Origin of the sequence: Kineococcus aurantiacus, assembly GCF_013409345.1 — a bacterium.
GTDB lineage: Bacteria > Actinomycetota > Actinomycetes > Actinomycetales > Kineococcaceae > Kineococcus > Kineococcus aurantiacus.
The window spans coordinates 2,337,260-2,355,860 of the sequence record NZ_JACCBB010000001.1 but is presented as its reverse complement, the minus strand read 5'-3'; the positions used below and the strand labels follow the sequence as shown (position 1 = coordinate 2,355,860).

Genomic DNA, 18,601 nt, shown 5'->3' with positions numbered 1-18,601 from the left:
GCGCCGGCCGTGGCACGCTGGCGGTGTGATCCTCCCCGCGGTCCGCGACCCGCGCCTGGTCACGGTCCGCCGCGGCGGGACCCTCACCGACGAGCACCACCACCTCCTGGCGCGCTGGGCCGCCGCGTGCGCCGAGCACGTGCTGCCCCTGTTCGAGGCCGAGCGCCCGGACGACCCCCGCCCCCGGCGAGCCGTGGAGGCTGCGCGCGCGTGGGCCGACGGGGACCTGGGGATGCGGGAGGCCCGGGCCCTCGGCGGGCACGCCATGGGCGCGGCCCGGCCCCTGCGCGGGGCCGCCCACCACGCCGCCCACCCCGGTGACCCCGGGGCCGGGCGGGCCGAGCGCGACTGGCAGCGCGCGCAGCTGCCCGGAGCGGTCCGCGCCCTCGTCCTGGAGGACCAGGCCCGGCGCGATGCGATCTGCTTCGGCGCCTTCGCCGACTAGGAGGAGCGCCGGGACCGAGCGGTCAGCCCCAGCCCAGCGCCCGCAGCCCCGCGGCCGTCGCCGCGGCGAGGACCACCACGACGATGAACGGGGCCCGGCAGACCAGCGCGACGACGGCCACGACCAGTCCCGCGGCCCGCGCGTCGAGCACCAGGTCGCGGCCCGTCGAGAACGTCTGCAGCACCACCAGCGACGCGAGCAGCGCGGCGGGCAGCACCGCCGTGACCCGACGCACCCGGGGTTCCTCCAGGGGTCCGGCCGGCACGACGTAACCGGCGAACTTCAGCAGGAACGAGACCACCCCCGCGGCGAGCACCGCGATCCAGAAGTTCACTTCCAGCACCACGCGACGACGGACCCCACGAGGGCGGCGGCGACGACGGGCAGCCCCTGGGGGAGCACGGGGACCAGCGCCGTCGTCACCAGCGCCCCGACCACGGCGATCGCGACGGGTTCGCGCGAGCGCAACCGCGGCCACAGCAGCGCGATGAACGAGGCGGCGGCCGCGGCGTCGAGGCCGTACCGCTGCGGGTCGCCGAGCGCGTTCCCGGCCAGCGCCCCCACGAGGGTCGCGAGGTTCCAGAACCCGTACACCCCGAGCCCGGTCACCCAGAACCCGAGCCGGCGCAGTTCCGGCGTGGACTGCGCGACGGCGACGGCGGTGGACTCGTCGATCGTCAGCTGCGGGACGGCGACCCGCCGCCACCCGCGCGGGCGCATCACGGGGACGAGCTGCACCCCGTAGAGCGCGTTCCGGACCCCGAGCAGCGACGACGCCGCGACGGCCGCGCCGACGGTCCCGCCGCCGCCGAGGACCCCGATGAGGGCGAACTGCGACCCGCCGCTGAACAGCAGCAGCGACAGCACGCACGTCTGCCACAGGCTCAGGCCGCTGGTGACGCTCAGCGCGCCGAAGCTCACGCCGTACAGGCCGGTCGCGACCGCCACCGACAACCCCTGACGCACGACGGCGGAACGGGCGGCGTCGGCGGTCACCGGCACAGCATGCCTCAGCCGCGGGCGGCGAACTCCGCGGCCAGGTCCGGCGCCCCGGCCCGCAGCAGCGCGGCGAGCAGGACCCGCGCCTGCCCGGCCTTCAGCCGCCCGGCGGGGACGGCGCCCGCGGCGGCGAGGTCGGCGCCACCGCCGCCGTCGCCGTAGGTCACGGCGACGGGCCCGGCGGCGACGCGCGTCGTGAGCACCACCGCGACGCCGGAGGACACCGCGCGGGCGACGGCGGCGACGACGGCGGCCGTCGCGTTCCCCGACCCCAGGCCCTGCAGCACGATCCCGCGCGCGCCGGCGGCCGCGCAGGCGTCGAGCAGGGCGCCGTCCATGCCGGGGTAGCCCGCGACGACGTCCACCCGCGGCCAGTCGCCCTCGACCCGGGGCAGCACCGCGCGGGGCAGCGCGCCGTCGGGGCAGGTGAACGCGTCGAGGTCCACCGTGTGCCGCTTCACGACACCCGCGGCGGGCAGGACGGCCCCGCCGAACGCGACGAGCACCCCCGACGCGGTGGCCGCCGTGGACAGGGCGAGCCGGACGTTCGCCGGGGCGTCCGGTGCGGGGTGGTCCGACGTCCGCTGCGACCCCGTGAGCACCACGGCCCGGGGGTCGTCGTGGTGCAGGTCGAGCAGGTAGGCGGTCTCCTCCAGGGAGTCCGTCCCGTGCAGCACGACGACCCCGGCGACGTCGGCGGAGGACAGCGCGTCGTGGACGCAGGACAGGACCGTCCACGCGTCGGGCAGCGTCAACGTCGAGGAGTCCACCCGCAGCGGCTCGACCACCCGGACGCGCACCCCGACCTCGGCGGCGGCCGGGCCGACGAGGGTGTCCCCGGCCAGCGTCGGCGCACTGACCCCGTCGGCGTCCACGGTGCTGGCGATGGTTCCGCCGGTGGTCACCACCACGATCAACGGGGTCGTCATGTGCTCCTCAGTCCTGGTCGGTGCGTGCGGCCAAAGCTTCCACACGCGGCCTGGCCGCGCGCCACCCGAGCGCCAGCAGCGGCACGACGACCACGAGCGAGGCGATGGTCCAGGTCCCCACGGGATGGTCGAACGCCATGAGCACGAGGACGGCGGCGAGGAACACGAGCGTCGCGACGCCGCTCCACGGCGCCAGCGGCATCCGGAACGCCGGCCGCTCGATCCGCCCCGAGCGCGCCCACGACCACAGCTTGAGCTGGCACAGGACGATGACGCCCCACGCGCTGACGATGCCGATGGCGGCGATGTTCAGGACGATCTCGAACGCGTCGGCGGGCACCAGCGCGTTGAGGACGACGCCGAGCAGGGCGACGGCGACGGTCAGCGCGATCCCGCCGTAGGGCACCCCGTTGCGGTTGACCCGGCCCGCGAACGCGGGAGCCGACCCGGTGGAGGCCATCGAGTGCAGGATGCGCCCGGTGGAGTACAGGCCCGCGTTCAGCGAGGACAGCGCCGCGGTGAGGACGACGAGGTTCACGAACGCGTCCACACCGTCGACGCCGACGTGGGAGAAGAACGTCACGAACGGCGAGACGCCCTTGGTGTAGGCGTCGTGGGGCAGCAGCATCGCCAGCAGCAGCACGGACCCGACGTAGAACACGACGATCCGGACGATGACGGTGTTGATGGCGCGGGGGATGACCTTCTGCGGTTCGGCGACCTCACCGGCGGTGGTCCCGACGAGCTCGATCGACGCGTACGCGAACACGACGCCCTGGATGACGACGACGGCCGGCAGCAGGCCGTTCGGCAGCCACCCGCCGTGGGCGGAGATCAGCCCGAACCCGGGCCGCTGCCCGTCGATCGGTTCGCCGAAGACCACGAAGTACAGGCCGACGAGGAGGAACGCGCCGATGGTCAGGACCTTCAGCAGCGCGAACCAGAACTCCAGCTCCCCGAACACCCTCACCGACAGCAGGTTCAGGCCGAGGACGACGACGATGGCGGCCAGCGCCCACACCCACTGCGGCACCCCGGCGACGAACGCCGAGTACCGGCCGAAGAAGTTCATGTAGAGCGCGACGGCGGTGACGTCGACGACGGCCGTCGTCGCCCAGTTCAGCCAGTACAGCCAGCCCGCGACGAACGCGGTGCGTTCGCCGTAGAACTCCCGGGCGTAGGAGACGAAGGAACCGGACGTCGGGCGGTGCACGACGAGTTCCCCGAGCGCGCGCAGGATGAGGAACCCGAAGAACCCGCACACCGCGTAGACGCCGACGAGCGCGGGGCCGGCCCCGGCCAGGCGGCCGCCGGCGCCCATGAACAGACCCGTCCCGATGGCGCCGCCGATGGCGATCATCTGGATCTGGCGGGGCCGGAGTTCCTTGCGGTACTGCGCTTCCGGGGGTGCGGCCTCGGTGCGCGCGGTGACGTCGGTCATCGGGGGTTCTCCTGGGAGGACGGCAGGGAGGTGAGGTTCTCGGGGCGGAGCAGCTCTTCCAGTTCGTCCGGGGCGAGCAGGCCGGAGGCGAGCACGAGGTCGGCGACGGACGCGCCGGTGTGCGCGGCCTCCAGGGCGATGCGGGTGGCGGCCTCGTAGCCGATCCGCGGGTTCAGGGCGGTGGCCAGGCCGATGGAGTTCTCGACGCGGGCGCGCAGCAGGGCGCGGTCGGTCGTGATGCCGACGACGCAGCGGTCGGTGAGGACCGCCACGGCGTGCGCGAGGTTGCGGGCCCCCTCGGACAGCCGCTGGGCGATGACGGGTTCGAAGGCGTTGAGCTGCAACTGCCCGGCCTCGGCCGCCATGGAGATGGTGACGTCGTTGCCGACGATCTGGAACGCGACCTGGTTGACGACCTCGGGGATCACCGGGTTCACCTTGCCGGGCATGATCGACGACCCGGCCTGCACGGGCGGCAGCTGGATCTCCCCGAGGCCGGCGCGCGGCCCGGAGGACAGCAGCCGCAGGTCGTTGCAGACCTTCGACAGCTTCACGGCGACGCGCTTGAGGACCCCGGACAGGTGGACGAACTGCCCGACGTCCTGGGTGGCCTCGACGAGGTCGGGGGAGCTGACGAGGTCGTACCCGGTGATCCCCGCCAGCTCCGCCACCGCGAGGGCGGCGTACCCGACGGGTGCGTTCAGCCCCGTCCCGACGGCCGTGGCCCCGAGGTTCACCTCCAGCAGCAGGTCGGCGGACTCGCGCAGCCGGTCGACGTCCTCGGTGAGCATGACGGCGTAGGTCGCGAACTCCTGCCCGAGGGTCATGGGCACGGCGTCCTGCAGCTGGGTGCGGCCCATCTTCACGACGTCGTGGAACTCGACGGCCTTGGCGGCGAAGGCGTCGCGCAGCCGTTCCAGCTCGGTGACGAGCGCGTCGATCCAGCGGCGCGTGGCGATGTTCACGGCCGTGGGGTAGACGTCGTTCGTCGACTGCGAGGCGTTGACGTGGGTGTTGGGGTGCAGGTGGGCGTAGTCGCCGCGCGCGCGGCCCATGAGTTCCAGGGCGCGGTTGGCGACGACCTCGTTGGCGTTCATGTTCGTCGAGGTCCCGGCCCCGCCCTGGACGACGTCGACGACGAACTGCTCGTGCAGGGCGCCACCGGCGATCTCGCGGCACGCGGCGACGATGGCGTCGGCGCGGGTCCTGTCCAGGACGCCGAGGTCGGCGTTGGCCAGGGTCGCGGCCTGCTTGACGTCGGCGAGGGCGCGCACGAGGTGGGGGTCCTGGCCGACGGTGCGGCCGGTGATGGGGAAGTTCTCGACGGCCCGCAGGGTGTGGATGCCCCAGTAGGCGTCGGTGGGCACCTCCCGTTCGCCGAGCAGGTCGTGCTCGGTGCGGGTCGGGGAGGTGGCGGTGGGGGTCACGACATCGGGTCCCTTCGCTGGACCTGTCTGGCTGTCTGACAGGTGACCCGAGGATGGAGGACCCCTCCGCACCGCGTCAAGTGACACCATGGCCGCGTGAGCACGTGGGCCGAACGCACCCCGACGGTGACCCGCGTCGGGGCGGCCGAGGCCGTCTTCGCCGACCTGCGCGACGCCATCCTCGGCGGGGAGCTGCCCGTGGGGACCCGGCTGCCGTCGGAGGCGGCGCTGTCGGAGCGGCACGGCGTCTCCCGCTCCGTGGTCCGCGAGGCCCTGCGCTCCTGCCACGCGCTGGGCCTGACCGAGCCCCGCACCGGCCTGGGGTCCTTCGTCGTCCGCGACCGGGTCGAGAAGGACCCCGTGTTCGGCACCTTCGCCGCCTCCGAGCTGCTGGAGGCCCGCCCGCTCGTGGAGGTCCCCGCCGCCGGCTGGGCCGCCGTCCGGCACACCGACTCCGAGCTCGCCGAGCTGCGCGGGCTCATCGAGGCCATGACGGGCGAACCCGACCCGCAGGAGTGGGCCGCCCTCGACGGCCGGCTGCACGGCCTGGTCGCCCAGGCCTCCCGCAACCGCGTCCTCATCGAGGCCATGACGGGCGAACCCGACCCGCAGGAGTGGGCCGCCCTCGACGGCCGGCTGCACGGCCTGGTCGCCCAGGCCTCCCGCAACCGCGTCCTGGAGTCGGTGCTGGCCGCCGTCCGGGAGGCCTCCACCGCGCAGTCCCAGGCCCTGAACCTGCTGCCGGACCGCCGCCACCGCTCCGACGTCGAGCACGCCGCGATCGTCGAGGCCATCGCCACGCGCGACTACGACGCCGCGGCCGACGCCATGCGCGCCCACCTCACCGCCGTCGGGGAGGCGCTGCGCGCGCTCGTCGAGCGCCCCTGAGGGCGGGCGCGGACGGGCACCGATGAGTCCGGCGGCGACGCCGGGTCAGCAGGGTGTCGGCCCGGCCGGGCCGCGCCGCGTCCCCAGGAGTCCCCAGGAGGTTCCCGTGACCACTCGCCTCAGCCCCTACGTCTGCCTGCCCGGCACCGCCCGCCAGGCGCTGGAGCACTACCGGTCCGTCTTCGGCGGGGAGGTGGCGATCTCCACGTTCGGCGAGTTCGGCGGCGGGGAGGGCGTCGACCCCGACGCCGTCATGCACGGCCAGCTCGACACCCCCTCCGGCCTGACGCTCATGGTCTCCGACGCCATGGCCGGGATGTCCGCGAAGACCGGCGGCAACGTCGCCCTGTGCCTGTTCGGGGACGACGTGCCGACGGCGGAGCGGTTCTTCGCGGGCCTGGCCGAGGGCGGGGAGGTCACGACCCCGCTGGAGAAGCAGGTGTGGGGCGACCTGTACGGCGCCCTCACCGACCGCTTCGGGGTCGACTGGATGGTCAACGTCTCCCCGTCGGCCTGAGCGTGGGACACCCCCCGCCCCCTCACGCGACGAGCGCGTGCAGCCCCACCTCCCCGGCCACCCCGAGGGGCAGCACCAGCGCCGACCACGCCGCCGCGGCCCGGGCACCGGCCCACCCGCCGGTCGCCCGGGCCGCCGGGGCGGTGGCGCCCAGCCCCGCGACCAGGACCGCGCCGAGGAGGCAGAACAGGACGGCCTCGCCGGTGTGGCGCAGGTACCAGCCGTGGGTGACGGCGCCCTCGGCGAGGAACACCCCGCCCAGCAGCGCGGCCCCCAGCGCGGCCCGGCGCGGCGAGCCCGCCCGGCGCCAGAGCCACCCGGCGACCCCCAGGACGAGCCCGCCGACCAGGCCGGTGGCCGCCCACAGCAGCACCGGGCCCGCGCCGACGCCGAAACCGCGCGCCGCGGACACGGCGTAGTACCCGGCGACCTCGCCCAGGCAGGCCAGGACACCGGCCGCGACGGCGACCGGCCAGCGCCGGCAGAGAGCCCCCACCGCGAACGCCGGGACGACCCAGGGACCGACGGCGTTGGCCAGGGCGGCGAAGGGCCGCGGCAGCACCGTCTGCAGGCCGGAGGTCGCCGCGCCCCACGCCAGGCCGGCCAGGAGCGCGACCCCGAGCGCGACCCCGAGCCCGAGCGCGGTGCGGGACGCGCGGCCGGCGGGGCCGCCGGGGGCGCGGCGGGGGGTGCGGGGCGGGCTCGTGGTGGTGGGGTCGCTCACGCTCCCAGCCTGGCGGGCCGCCCGTGGTGCCGTCGTCACCGCCGGGTCTGATCGGGCCCCGCGGCCGGTCCTCCCGGGGGATGACCACGCCCGGCGGTCCGCGGGGACCGGCCTAACCTCGTGCGGTGACCCCCGCCGACCCGCCCCCCGACCCGCTGGACGACCCGCTGGACGACCCGCTGGACGTGGACCTGCCCGTCGCCGACCCGGGGCACCCCCGCGTCTGCTCCATCGCCCGCACCCTGGAGCTGGTGGGGGAGAAGTGGGCGCTGCTGGCGGTGCGCGAGGTGTTCTACGGCGTCCACCGCTTCGACCGGATCGTGGCGAACACCGGTGCCCCGCGCGACGTCATGACCACGCGGCTGCGCCGGCTCACCGAGGCCGGGGTGCTGGTCCGGGTGCCCTACTCCCAGCGGCCGCCGCGCTCGGAGTACCGGCTCACCGAGGCCGGGCGGGACCTGCTGCCGGTCCTGCTCTCGCTCATGCGGTGGGGTGACGAGCACCTGGCCGCCGACGGGCCGCCGGTGGTCTGGGGCCACGCGTGCGGGCACGACCTGGTGCCGAGCACGGTGTGCCGGTCCTGCGGGGAACCGGTGCGGGGCAGCGGGTTGGAGCTCAAGCGCACGACGGGTGCGGGGTGAGCACCTAGTCGGTTGGTTTTTCCAACTGAGTTCGGTACGTTCGGCCCGTGCGTCCACCCCGGAACCGTGTCGTCGCCGTGAGCGGCCTCGGGATCGTCAACCCCGCCGGCACCGGCACCACCGCGTTCTGGCAGGGGCTGCTCGAACCGGCCGCCCCCGCCGCGGTGCGCCGCGTCGACGGTTTCGACCCCGCCCGCTGGCTCACCCACCGGCAGCAGCGGACCACGGACCGCTCCGCCCAGTTCGCCGTCGCCGCCGCCGACGAGGCCCTGCGCGACGCCGGGCTGCTCGCCCACCCCGACGCCGCCCCCGACGACCCCGCGGCCCACGTCCTCGACGGCGTCGACCCCTTCGCCCTCGGCGTCGCCCTCGGCACCGGCATCGGCGGCGTCACCACCCTGGAGACCCAGCAGGCCGTCCTCGCCGAGCGCGGACCGCGCCTCGTCTCGCCCTTCACCGTCCCCATGTCGATGCCCAACGCCCCCAGCGCCGCGCTGAGCATGCGCTACGGCGCGCGCGGCCCCGCCACGACCGTGACGACCGCCTGCGCCGCCGGCGCCGACGGGATCGCCGCAGGTGCCCGCCTCGTCGCCGCCGGCACCTGCGACGTCGTCCTCGCCGGCGGCGCCGACGTCAGCCTCACCCCCACCTGCCTCGCCGGGTTCACCACCATGCGGGCCCTGAGCCCCACCGGCGTCCTGCGGCCCTTCGACCGCGACCGCGACGGCCTGGCCGCCGCCGAGGCCGCCGCGGTCCTCGTCCTCGAACCCCTCGACCGCGTCCTGGCCCGCGGCGCCGTCCCCTACGTCGTCGTCGCCGGCGCCGCCTCCACCTCCGACGCCCACCACCTCACCGCCCCGCCGCCCGACGGCTCCGGCGCCCTGGAGTGCATGCGCCGCGCCCTGCACGACGCCGGCCTCGACCCCGCCGACCTCGGCCACGTCAACGCCCACGGCACCTCCACCCAGCTCAACGACGCCGCCGAGGCCCGCGCGCTGCGCACCCTCCTGGGGCGCTCGCGCACCCCCGTGACCAGCGTCAAGGGCGTCACCGGGCACGCCTTCGGGGCGGCCGGCGCCGTCGAGGCCGTCGCCGTCGCCCTCAGCGTCCGCACCGGCCTCATCCCGCCCACCGCCGGGCACGAGCACCTCGAGGACGGGCTGGACGTCGACGTCGTCACCGAGGCGACGGAGTGGGTGCCGGCCCCCGTGCTGTCCAACAGCTTCGGCTTCGGCGGCCACAACGGCTGCCTCGTCCTCAGCCCCGCCTGACCCCCGGCCGGTGTGGCGCACCGGACACCCCCCGCACCCGCGCGGGCCTCGCGCCCACCAGCCGGTCGCAGGACGATGGACCCGTGGCGGTCGACGGGTCGGCGGGTGGTTCTGCCGGGCCCGCACGGGCGCAGGACGGTTTCGGCGTCGGCGCGCTGCGGTGGTGGCGCCGGGCGGCGGGCGCCGGGCTGGTCGCCCTGGCCGCGCTGGCCCTCGGCGCCCTGGCCACCGGTGAGGACGGCACCGACCGGGACGCGGGGTTCTGGGCGCTGCTGGTGCTGGCCTGCACCTGGGTGGGTGTCGCCGTCTCCGCCGCCGTCTCCGGGCGGGCCCGCGGCCGCGCGCTCGTGGCCCGGCACGCGGCCGCCGGCGCGGGGGTCGGCCTGCTGCTCGCCGCGGCCCTGACGGTGTGGTTACGGGACCCCGGCTGGCTGTTCCTCTGGCTCCTGGTCTGCCTGCCGGCCGGCGCGCTCGCCGGCGCGGTGACGGCCGCGGCGGCGCTCGCGGTCCCCCGGCGGGCGGCCCCGGCCGTGGCGCTGCTCGGCGTCCTGGCCACCGCGGCCCTGGGCTGGCTGACGTTCCGCCCGCAGCCGCCGTACGACCTGCTCGCCGTCGACGCCACCGGGCCCGTGGTGGCCGCGGGCGGGGCCGCCGGGCTGGCCGACCGCGTCGCCGGGGCGGTGCGGGAGGCCGGGGCCGGGGGCGACCTGCGCGCGGCGCCGGTGTGGGAGGCCGCCGCGACCGGGGTCTTCGACGGGTTCGCCGACGCCCGCCCGCACGTGACCTCCACCGCCGCGCAGGATCTCCCGACCTCGGCCGCCTCCGGTGAGCGGGTCCGGGCCGTCACGGTGCGGGTCCGCGGCGGGGGTTCGGCGTGCCTGGTCGTGGGGGCCGGCACCACCCGGGTCAGCGACGGCCCCTGCGACGGGCTCGTCCGGTCCTGAGCCGCCCGGCGCTGCCGGCGTTGACCTGAACGGGGCCCCCACCGGTCGTTCGCCGGACAGGAGCGCCTGCCCTGGCTAGGTTCGGCAGCCACGTGGAGTGCGAGCTGTGGGGGAGATCGTGAGGAAGTTCTCGACGGTGCTGGTGTCAGCGGCGCTGCTGCTGGGGGTGGCGTCACCGGCGCAGGCCGACCCCCGGGTGGGCGGGGAGATCGGGTACGCCTACGACTACAGCTACGGAGGTTCCGGGGGGTTCCTCGGCAACCCCACCACGGGGGAGGTCCGCACGCCCAACGGCAAGGGCGCGTACGTGGTCTTCCAGGGCGGGTCCGTCTACTGGTCGCCGTGGACGGGTGCGCACGAGGTGCACGGGGAGATCCGCAACGGCTACGCCCGGACGGGCTGGGAGAACGGTCTGCTGGGGTTCCCCGTCACCGACGAGCTGACGTCGGACTCGCGGCGGGCCAAGTTCCAGCGCTTCGAGGGTGGCGTGGTGCTGTGGACGCCGTGGACCGGTGCGCACGAGATGCACGGGGCGATCCGTGCCGCGTACAACGACTTCTACACCTACGGCGAGGGCTACGACGTCGCGGAGGCCGAGGACGTCCTGGGTTTCCCGACCTCCGACGAGATCCGCACCCCCGACGGGCGGGGGGCCTACAACACCTTCCAGTGGGGGTCGATCTACTGGTCGCCCGGCAGCGGGGCGCACGCCGTCTACGGCGCCATCCGGGACGCGTGGGCGGGCCAGGGCTACGAGAACGGCAGGCTCGGTTTCCCCCTCGAGGACGAGTACGTCTACGAGGAGGGGATCGTCGTCCAGAACTTCGAGGGCGGTCTGATCGCCTTCGACCCCTTCGAGGGACGGGCCCACGTCTTCCCTGGTGAGCACCTCTGGGACTGAGGTCCCCCGCCCGGACCTCAGCCGGCCGTGCGCGCCCGGGCGGCGTGCGCGTCGAGCCACTGCACGACGCGGCGGGTGACCTCGTCGCGGTTGGTCTCGTTGAAGACCTCGTGCCGGGCGCCGGGGTGGACCTCCACCTCGACGTCGCGCACGCCCGCGTCCCGGTAGCGCCGACCGAGCAGTTGCAGCAGCTCACCGCCCCCGGCCAGCGGGTCGTCGCTGCCGCTGACGACGAGCAGCGGCAGGTCCGGGGAGATGCCCGCGAGCGCCTCGGGGTCGCCGGTCCGCTGCAGGGAGAACAGGGCCGCCATGACCTCCGGCGCGCTGTCCTGCCCGCACAGCGGGTCGGCGACGTAGGCGTCGACCTCGGCCTCGTCGCGGCTGAGCCACTCGTACCCGGTGCGGTGCTCGAACCCGGCGTTGAAGGCCGACAGGTCCCCGCCGCTGCCGTCCTGCGGTGCCGGGGCGCTCGCGGCGAACACGTCGAGGGCGGTGGAACCGGTCAGGACGACGCCGTCGTAGCGCGCGGAGTGCTCCAGCAGGACGACCTGCACCGCGAAGGAACCCATCGAGTGCGCGACGACGAAGTGCGGCAGGCCGGGCCGCCGCGCCTCGACGAGGGCGGAGAACTGCGTGACGTCCGAGAGCAGCCCGTCCCAGCCGCCGGCGCCGAAGCTGACGTGCGGGGTCCGGTCGTCCACCGACGCCCCGTGGCCCCGGTGGTCGTGGGCCCACACGTCGTACCCGGCCGCCACCAGTTCCCGGGCGAGCCGGTCGTAGCGCGGCGCGTGCTCGCTGAGGCCGTGCACGACCTGCACCGTGGCGCGGGGTTCCGGCGCCGGCCAGTGGTAGCCGTGGACGACCAGGCCGTCGGCGTCGGAGGGGAACGTCAGGTGCTCCATGGTCACTTCCTCGTCGTCGGGGGGTGCGGCGACAGCCCAGGACCGCCGCCGCCGGCGCCGGGCCGTCAGGTCCGCGACCAGACGGTGCTCTCCCCGGGCACTTCCCGCAGCCCGGGACCCCCCGGGTCGCCGTCGCTGCACAGCACGACCTCGCCGGGCGGCAGCGGCACGGGGGACGTCGTGAAGTTCGTGACGCACACCCAGCCCCCCGGGCGGCGGAACGCCACGACGCCCTCGGGGGTGTCGAGGAACTCCAGCCCCTCACCGGACTGCAGTTCCCGGCGGCGGGCCAGCGCCCGCCGGTAGAAGTTCAGCGTGGAGGTCGGGTCGGCGTCCTGGACCTCGACGGCGTACCGCGCGAACCACGACGGCTGCGGCAGGTGGGCGGGCAGCCCGCCGGGCGGCCCGAAGCCGAAGGTGTCGCCCCCGGCGGTCCACGGCAGCGGGACCCGGCAGCCGTCGCGGCCCTTGGCGGTGCCGAGGGAGCGGATCCAGGTGGGGTCCTGCAGCACGACCCCCGGCAGGTCCGCGACCTCGGGCAGCCCGAGCTCCTCGCCCTGGTACAGGTACGCGCTGCCGGGCAGGGCGAGCAGGAACCCCGTCGCCGCGCGGGCCCGGCGCAGCCCCTGGGCGAGGTCGAGCTGCGGTTCGGTGCCGTCGGTCCGCAGCCACTCCACGTACGAGGTGCCGTCCGGCAGCCCGTAGCGCGAGGCGTGCCGGACGACGTCGTGGCTCGAGAGCACCCACGTCGACGTCGACCCGGCCCGGGCGGCGAGGTCGAGGTTGCGCTCGACGACCCGGCGGAACTGCCGGGCGTCGAAGTCGGCTTCGAGGAGGTCGAAGTTGAACGCCTGCCCCAGGCCCGCCGCCGACGCGTACGCCGGGCGCCGGTGCGTGCGCACGACGGCCTCCGCGACGGCCGCCTTCGGCGGGTCGTACTCGTCGAAGACCTTCCGCCACGACCGGTAGATCTCGTGGACGTCGTCGCGGTCGTCGAAGGGGTGCAGCCCCTCGGGGCAGTCGGCGAGCTCGGCCTGCGAGGGCAGCGGCCCGCTGAGGTCCTTCGTGAGGTAGTGCGCGACGTCGATGCGGAAACCGTCGACGCCGCGGTCGGCCCAGAACCGCAGGGTGCGCTCGTGGTCGGCGCGGACGTCGGGGTGGTCCCAGTTCCAGTCCGGTTGCTCGGGCGCGAACATGTGCAGGTACCACTCGCCGTCGGCGACGCGTTCCCACGTCGGGCCGCCGAAGCTGGCGACCCAGTCCGTGGGCGGGGTGTCCCCGGCGCGGAAGACGTACCGCTCGCGCTCGGGGGAGCCGGGCCCGGCGGCCAGCGCGGCGCGGAACCACGGGTGCCGGTCGGAGGAGTGGTTGGGGACGATGTCGACGATGAGCTTCAGCCCCGCGGCGTGCAGGGTGGCGACCAGGGTGTCGAACTGCTCGAGGGTGCCGATCCGCGGGTCGACGTCGCGGTGGTCGTCGACGTCGTACCCGCCGTCGGCCAGGGCCGAGGGGTAGAAGGGGGAGAGCCAGACGGCGTCCACGCCCAGGGCCACGAGGTGGGGCACGCGGTCGGTGAGGCCCTCCAGGTCACCCGTGCCGTCGCCGTTGGCGTCGGCGAACGAGCGCGGGTAGACCTGGAGGACGACGGCCTGCCGCCACCAGTCGGCGTTCACCGGTCCTCGGCGCGGGCGCGCTGGGACCGTGCGGCCTTGACGACGACCACGTCGGCCACGAGGAGCAGGACCAGGACGCCCACGAGCTTCAGCGCGGGCCTGCCGGTCACCTCCGCGTGCACGGTGACGCCGAGCACGAGCACCGTCATGGCGATCAGCAGGCCGCTGAACGTCTCCAGGTGCTGCGCGTTCCTGCGGTGGCGGGTCGTGTTCGCGGTCACGGTGGTCTCCTGCTCGCGGTTCGTCAGCTCTTGACGCCGCCGGCCGTCAGGCCGGAGACGATGCGGCGCTGGAACACCAGCACCAGGACGATCAACGGGACGGTGACGATCGTCCCGGCGGCCATGACGGCCGTGTAGGGCTCCTGGTGGGGCTGGGCCCCGGCGAAGCTGGCGATGGCGACCGTCACGGGCTGGACCTTGTCCCCGCCGAGCTGGCTGGCCAGGAGGAACTCGTTCCACGCCGCCGTGAACGCCAGGATGGCGGTGGTGAAGATGCCCGGGGCGGCCAGCGGGAGGATGACCTTGCGGAACGCCTGGCCGGGGGTGCACCCGTCCATGCGCGCCGACTCCTCCAGCTCCCACGGCATCTCGGTGAAGAACGCCGTGAGGGTGTAGACCGTCAGCGGCAGCACGAACGAGATGTCGGGGATGATGAGCGCCTGGTAGGTGTTCAGCCAGCCGATGTCCGTGAAGAGCTGGAACAGCGGCGTGACGAGGGCGACCCCGGGGAACATCGACGCGCCGAGGATCAGCCCCAGGACGTAGAACTTCCCGCGGAACTCCAGCCGGGCCAGGGCGTAGGCGGCGAAGACGCCCACGACGATGCCGATGACGGTGGTCGCGATCGCGATGACGAGGCTGTTGACCAGCGCCCGGCCGAAGTGGTTCCCGCGGGCCGTCGAGAAGGCCGTCGTGTAGTTGTCGAGCGTCACGTGCGTGGGCCACGGCGTCGTGTCGAACGTGAAGCCGACGTCGCGGAAGCTCGTGACGATCATCCAGTAGAACGGCAGCAGCCCCCACAGGCAGATGAGGACGACACCGGTGTAGGTGAGGATCGTCGACCGGGTGTGCCGGGGCTGGACGACCTCGACGCCGGAGCTGGTGACCTGGGCTCGGCCGCGCTGGTGGGACGTGGTGGTGGCCATCTCACACCGCCTTCTTCGCCTTGGGGGCGCGCTGCTCGGTGACGTTGGCCCCGAGGAACTTGATGAAGATGAACGCGACGAGGAACACGATGAGGAACGTGATCGTCGACAGGGCCGAGGCGGCGTTGAACCCCGATCTGACCTGGTCCACCACGAGCATCGACAACGTCGACGTGTCGCCCGCCCCGCCGGTGAGGATCTTCGGCAGGTCGTACATGCGCAGGGTGTCCAGGGTGCGGAACAGCACCGCGACCATGAGGGCCGGCTTCACCAGCGGCAGCGTGATGTGGACGAACCGCTGCCACGCGCCCGCGCCGTCCATCTTCGCGGCCTCGTAGACGCCCTCGTCGATGACCTGCAACCCGGCGAGGATGAGCAGCGCCATGAACGGCGCGGTCTTCCAGGTGTCGGCGATGATGATGGCGAACTTCGGCGCCCAGCCGTCACCGGTCCAGAGGATCTCGGTGCCCAGGAGCCGGTTCGCGATGCCGTCGTAGGCGAAGATGAAGTACCACAGCTTCGCGGTGATGGCGGTGGGGATCGCCCACGGCACCAGCACGCTGGCCCGCAGGATCGCCCGGCCCTTGAACTTGCGGTGCATGACGAGCGCGAAGACCATCCCGAGGACGGTCTCCAGGGTCACGGCCACGGCGGTGAACAGGAACGTCACCCCGGTCGCCGTCCAGAACTGGGACCCGAGCGTCCCCGGCGGGCAGCTGAAGGCGCCGCCGCCGCAGTCCTGCAGCAGCCACAGCTTGTAGTTCGAGACCCCGGCGAACCCGCCCTCGACGAACATCCCGGTGTTCGGGTCGAGGCCGGCGTCCTTGGTGAACGACTGGGACACGGCCGAGACGACCGGGTACAGGATGACGACCGCGAGCAGCACGATCGTGGGGGCGATCAGGAGCGTGGCGCGCCGGCCGGAGCCGTCGTGCAGGCTCGGCCTCCTGCCCCTGGGGTTCAGCGGGGGCCTGCCCTGGGCGAACTCGCCGGTGGCGACACCGGAGGTGGAGCTCATGTTCCCTCCTCGGGGACGGTGCACCGGGGGCGGGCCGTTGCCGCCCCGCCCCCGGTCCGGGTGTCCGGGTCCTGACGGGTCACTGACCGCCGCTGATGGCGTTCTGGACCGCCTCCTGCATGTCGCTCAACGCGGCGTCGGTGGTCTTGCTGCCGGACAGCGCCGAGAACGCGTTGTCCTGGATGGCCTTGGTGACGGCGGGGTAGAACGGCGTCACGGGCCGCGGCACGGCGTTCTCGATGGACGTCTTCAGCTGGGGCAGGTACGGGAACTGCTCCACGAGCGCGGGGTCGTCGTACAGCGAGGAGATGACCGGGGCCGCCGACCCCTGGGTCAGCCAGTCGCGCTGGATCTCCTCGGACTGCAGGAACTTGATGAACTCGAACGCGGTCTTCTTGTGGTCGGAGTAGACGCTGATCCCGGCGGCGTGACCACCCAGGCTCGACGCGCCGGGGTTCCCGTCACCGTTGCCGGGCAGCGGCGCCACCCCGAAGGTCTCCTTGACCGTCGAGGAGCCGTCGGTCTTGGCGAGGCTGTAGACGTAGGGCCAGTTCCGCAGGAACAGCAGCTTGCCGTCCTCGAAGGACTGCCGGCCCTGCTCCTCCTGGTAGGTGGTGGCCTGCTTGGGGATCTGGCCGCCCTGGAACGCCTTCACGAGGTTGTCCAGGCCCGCCTTGGCCTCCGGGGTGTCGAGGGTGGCCGTCTTGCCGTCCTCGGACAGGATCGACCCGCCGGCGGTGTTGATGGCCTCGGCCACGTTCACGGTGAGGCCCTCGTACTGCGCGTACTGGCCGGCGTAGCAGTCGATGCCGTTCTGGGTGGCGATGCTGCACATCGACATCATCTCCTCCCACGACGTCGGCGGGGTGGGGACGAGGTCCTTGCGGTAGTAGAGCAGGCCGCCGTCGGAGGTGGTCGGCGCGGCGTAGAGCGTCTTGTTGTACGTCTCGGCCGTGACGGTGGGTTCGAGCAGCGTGGAGGTGTCCAGGGCGTACTCCCCGGTGAGCGGCTGCAGCCAGCCCTTGGCGGCGAACTCCGACGTCCAGATGTTGTCGACGCTGACGACGTCGTAGTCGGCGTTCTTGGCCTGGAAGTTCTGGACCAGGTCGTCGTGCTGCTGGTCGGCCTGGTCGGTCTGCTCCTTGAGCGTGACCTTCTCGTCGGGGTGCGCGGCGTTCCACTTGTCGATGGCGGGCTGGACGATGCCGCTGTTGTCCTTGCCCTGCACGTAGGTGATGGGCCCGGTGGAGTTCCCCTCGCCCGCGGCGTCCGAGGAAGCACCGCTGTCGCCGCCTCCGCCGCAGGCGCCCAGCGCCAGGACGCCGGTGGCCGCGAGGGCGATGGGGAACGTGACCCTGCGGGTCAGACTGGACTTGCCGAACACGGCGTTCTCCTCTTCGTCGAGAGCGGGCGGGGACGACCGGTTCCCCCCGGGGACGCATCCCCCAGCCGGGCTCCTCGGCGAACCCGGACCGACGGCTGAACTACACACCCGGGGAACGGGGCCGTCAACGCGCAACCCGCTTTCACGCAAGCGTTTGTGGGGACGTCGGTGCAGGTCACGGCAGCGCAAACGCTTTGGTTGCAAGTTGGTAACGCACGCGATTGGGGGAGCCCCGGACGGCGTTCCCCGCTGGACCCGGGGGTGGTCGCGGTGCTGGAATCAGCCCATGGCCGCGACGTCGCGATACCCACCCCGTGCTCCCCGGAAACCCCCTCCCCCCACCTCCGAGGTGCGCATGGCGGACGTCGCGGCCCGGGCCGGGGTCTCCCTGGGCACGGTCTCCCGCGCCCTGCGCGGGCTCGACGGCGTCAGCCCGGGGACCCGTGACCGCATCCGTGAGGTCGCGGCCGAGCTCGACTACGTCGTGAACCCCGAGGCGGCGGCGTTGGCCGGGCGGTCCACCGGCCGGGTCGCGGTCGTGCTGCACGACCTGCCCAGCTGGTACGGCAGTTCCGTCGTCCTCGGGCTCGAGCGCGTCCTGCGGCCGGCCGGTCTCGACCTGCTCGTGCGGTGCGTCGACGACCCCGAGGACCGGGTGCGTTTCTTCGCCTCGATGCCGTTGCGGCGCAAGGTGGACGCCGTCGTCGTCGTCGCCATCGCCCTCACCTCGGCGGAGGTGGCCAAGCTGCACGACGGCGGGGTGGCCGTCGTCGCGGCGGGCAGCCACAGCCCCGACGTGCCCTTCGTCGCGATCGACGACGTCCTGGCCGCCCAGCAGGCCGTCAACCACCTGCTCCAGCTCGGGCACCGCCGCATCGCGCTGCTGAACACCGTCGCGGCGACCGACCGCGCGTGGCAGGCCCAGCGCGACCGCGAGCAGGGTTTCCGGCTCGCGATGGAGATGGCGGGGATCCCCGTCGACGAGGAGCTCGTCGTGTCCTGGTCGGGGGGTTCCCGCGGCGGCGCGCAGGGCATGGACAGGCTGCTGTCCGGCCGGCGCCTGCCCAGCGCCGTGTTCGCCTTCTCCGACGAGGTCGCCCTCGGGGCCATGCGCAGCCTGCGCCGCGCGGGCATCGGGGTGCCCCGGCAGATCTCCGTCCTCAGCATCGACGACCACCCGCTGGCGGAGCTGACCGACCTGACGACGGTCGCGCAGGACCCCGTGGCCCTCGGCCGCGCGGCGGCCGAGCAGGTGCTGGACCTGCTCCACGGCCGGCCGGTGCGCGAGGTCGGGCCCTTCCCGACCCGGCTCGTCGTGCGCGGCACGACGGCGCCGCCGCTGGAGTGAGC

At 74.2% G+C, this 18,601-nt stretch carries 20 protein-coding genes; 8 read left to right on the top strand and 12 right to left on the bottom strand.

All coding sequences use genetic code 11. From position 1 onward, the window contains the following. Window positions 1–25: 25 nt before the first annotated feature. Window positions 26–445 carry a putative immunity protein gene (locus tag BJ968_RS11425; protein ID WP_179751912.1) on the top strand — a complete coding sequence of 140 codons (420 nt, stop codon included), beginning with the start codon at window positions 26–28 and terminating at the stop codon, window positions 443–445. A gap of 22 nt (window positions 446–467) precedes the next feature. Here the strand turns inward: BJ968_RS11425 and BJ968_RS11420 are convergent, their stop codons facing one another. Genes BJ968_RS11420 through BJ968_RS11400 form a run of 5 tightly spaced genes read right to left on the bottom strand, consistent with a single transcriptional unit; the run spans window position 468 to window position 5,241 of the window. After that, complete coding sequence (locus BJ968_RS11420; RefSeq protein WP_425491568.1) at window positions 468–788, bottom strand: AzlD domain-containing protein; 321 nt, start codon at window positions 786–788, stop codon at window positions 468–470. Then, on the bottom strand, window positions 776–1,441 hold the full coding sequence (locus BJ968_RS11415) for an AzlC family ABC transporter permease (protein ID WP_343077969.1): 666 nt from the start codon (window positions 1,439–1,441) through the stop codon (window positions 776–778). Before BJ968_RS11415 ends, BJ968_RS11420 begins: the two co-directional genes overlap by 13 nt. Window positions 1,442–1,455: 14 nt before the next feature. Then, window positions 1,456–2,373: an asparaginase domain-containing protein gene (locus BJ968_RS11410; protein ID WP_179751910.1), complete on the bottom strand. Its 918-nt coding sequence runs from the start codon at window positions 2,371–2,373 to the stop codon at window positions 1,456–1,458. A gap of 7 nt (window positions 2,374–2,380) precedes the next feature. Beyond that, window positions 2,381–3,814: an amino acid permease gene (locus BJ968_RS11405; RefSeq protein WP_179751908.1), complete on the bottom strand. Its 1,434-nt coding sequence runs from the start codon at window positions 3,812–3,814 to the stop codon at window positions 2,381–2,383. Continuing rightward, the gene (locus BJ968_RS11400; RefSeq protein ID WP_343077968.1) at window positions 3,811–5,241 is read right to left on the bottom strand and encodes an aspartate ammonia-lyase; all 1,431 of its coding nucleotides are present in this window, start codon (window positions 5,239–5,241) and stop codon (window positions 3,811–3,813) included. The genes BJ968_RS11405 and BJ968_RS11400 overlap by 4 nt, the downstream gene beginning before the upstream one ends. 96 nt (window positions 5,242–5,337) lie before the next feature. On the opposite strand from BJ968_RS11400, the gene BJ968_RS26605 reads away from it, so the two are divergent. Together BJ968_RS26605 and BJ968_RS11390 are read left to right on the top strand one after the other, a co-directional pair. Beyond that, the gene (locus BJ968_RS26605; RefSeq protein ID WP_179751904.1) at window positions 5,338–6,129 is read left to right on the top strand and encodes an FCD domain-containing protein; all 792 of its coding nucleotides are present in this window, start codon (window positions 5,338–5,340) and stop codon (window positions 6,127–6,129) included. Between the two features lie 106 nt (window positions 6,130–6,235). After that, window positions 6,236–6,646, top strand: a complete 411-nt coding sequence (locus BJ968_RS11390) for a VOC family protein (protein ID WP_179751902.1) — start codon at window positions 6,236–6,238, stop codon at window positions 6,644–6,646. 22 nt (window positions 6,647–6,668) lie between these two features. Here BJ968_RS11390 and BJ968_RS11385 read toward each other — a convergent pair whose 3' ends face one another. Next, window positions 6,669–7,370 (bottom strand): DUF6518 family protein, encoded by a 702-nt coding sequence (locus BJ968_RS11385; RefSeq protein WP_179751900.1) that lies wholly within the window; start codon window positions 7,368–7,370, stop codon window positions 6,669–6,671. A 191-nt stretch (window positions 7,371–7,561) separates the two neighbouring features. Here BJ968_RS11385 and BJ968_RS11380 point away from each other — a divergent pair, with 191 nt between their 5' ends. The 4 genes from BJ968_RS11380 (at window position 7,562) to BJ968_RS11365 (ending at window position 11,127) form a co-directional block, all read left to right on the top strand. Beyond that, the gene (locus tag BJ968_RS11380) at window positions 7,562–8,011 is read left to right on the top strand and encodes a winged helix-turn-helix transcriptional regulator (RefSeq protein WP_179756569.1); all 450 of its coding nucleotides are present in this window, start codon (window positions 7,562–7,564) and stop codon (window positions 8,009–8,011) included. A gap of 47 nt (window positions 8,012–8,058) precedes the next feature. Then, a complete protein-coding gene (locus tag BJ968_RS11375; RefSeq protein WP_179751899.1) occupies window positions 8,059–9,282 on the top strand; it encodes a beta-ketoacyl synthase N-terminal-like domain-containing protein in 1,224 nt (407 codons plus the stop codon). An 83-nt stretch (window positions 9,283–9,365) separates the two neighbouring features. Further along, a complete protein-coding gene (locus tag BJ968_RS11370) occupies window positions 9,366–10,226 on the top strand; it encodes a hypothetical protein (RefSeq protein ID WP_179751897.1) in 861 nt (286 codons plus the stop codon). Between the two features lie 106 nt (window positions 10,227–10,332). Beyond that, window positions 10,333–11,127, top strand: coding sequence for an LGFP repeat-containing protein (locus BJ968_RS11365; RefSeq protein ID WP_179751895.1), 795 nt, complete (start codon window positions 10,333–10,335; stop codon window positions 11,125–11,127). A 17-nt stretch (window positions 11,128–11,144) separates the two neighbouring features. Here BJ968_RS11365 and BJ968_RS11360 read toward each other — a convergent pair whose 3' ends face one another. The 6 genes from BJ968_RS11360 to BJ968_RS11335 form a co-directional block, all read right to left on the bottom strand. Beyond that, complete coding sequence (locus BJ968_RS11360; protein WP_179751893.1) at window positions 11,145–12,029, bottom strand: alpha/beta fold hydrolase; 885 nt, start codon at window positions 12,027–12,029, stop codon at window positions 11,145–11,147. A gap of 65 nt (window positions 12,030–12,094) precedes the next feature. Beyond that, complete coding sequence (locus tag BJ968_RS11355; RefSeq protein ID WP_179751891.1) at window positions 12,095–13,702, bottom strand: alpha-amylase family glycosyl hydrolase; 1,608 nt, start codon at window positions 13,700–13,702, stop codon at window positions 12,095–12,097. Continuing rightward, window positions 13,699–13,923, bottom strand: coding sequence for a hypothetical protein (locus tag BJ968_RS11350; protein ID WP_179751889.1), 225 nt, complete (start codon window positions 13,921–13,923; stop codon window positions 13,699–13,701). Before BJ968_RS11350 ends, BJ968_RS11355 begins: the two co-directional genes overlap by 4 nt. Before the next feature lie 23 nt (window positions 13,924–13,946). Then, on the bottom strand, window positions 13,947–14,849 hold the full coding sequence (locus tag BJ968_RS11345) for a carbohydrate ABC transporter permease (protein WP_246314103.1): 903 nt from the start codon (window positions 14,847–14,849) through the stop codon (window positions 13,947–13,949). A gap of 1 nt (window position 14,850) precedes the next feature. Beyond that, window positions 14,851–15,867: a carbohydrate ABC transporter permease gene (locus BJ968_RS11340; RefSeq protein ID WP_179751886.1), complete on the bottom strand. Its 1,017-nt coding sequence runs from the start codon at window positions 15,865–15,867 to the stop codon at window positions 14,851–14,853. A gap of 79 nt (window positions 15,868–15,946) precedes the next feature. Further along, window positions 15,947–17,251, bottom strand: a complete 1,305-nt coding sequence (locus BJ968_RS11335; RefSeq protein ID WP_179751884.1) for an ABC transporter substrate-binding protein — start codon at window positions 17,249–17,251, stop codon at window positions 15,947–15,949. Between the two features lie 355 nt (window positions 17,252–17,606). On the opposite strand from BJ968_RS11335, the gene BJ968_RS11330 reads away from it, so the two are divergent. Then, window positions 17,607–18,599, top strand: coding sequence for a LacI family DNA-binding transcriptional regulator (locus BJ968_RS11330; protein WP_218885004.1), 993 nt, complete (start codon window positions 17,607–17,609; stop codon window positions 18,597–18,599). Window positions 18,600–18,601 lie beyond the last annotated feature (2 nt).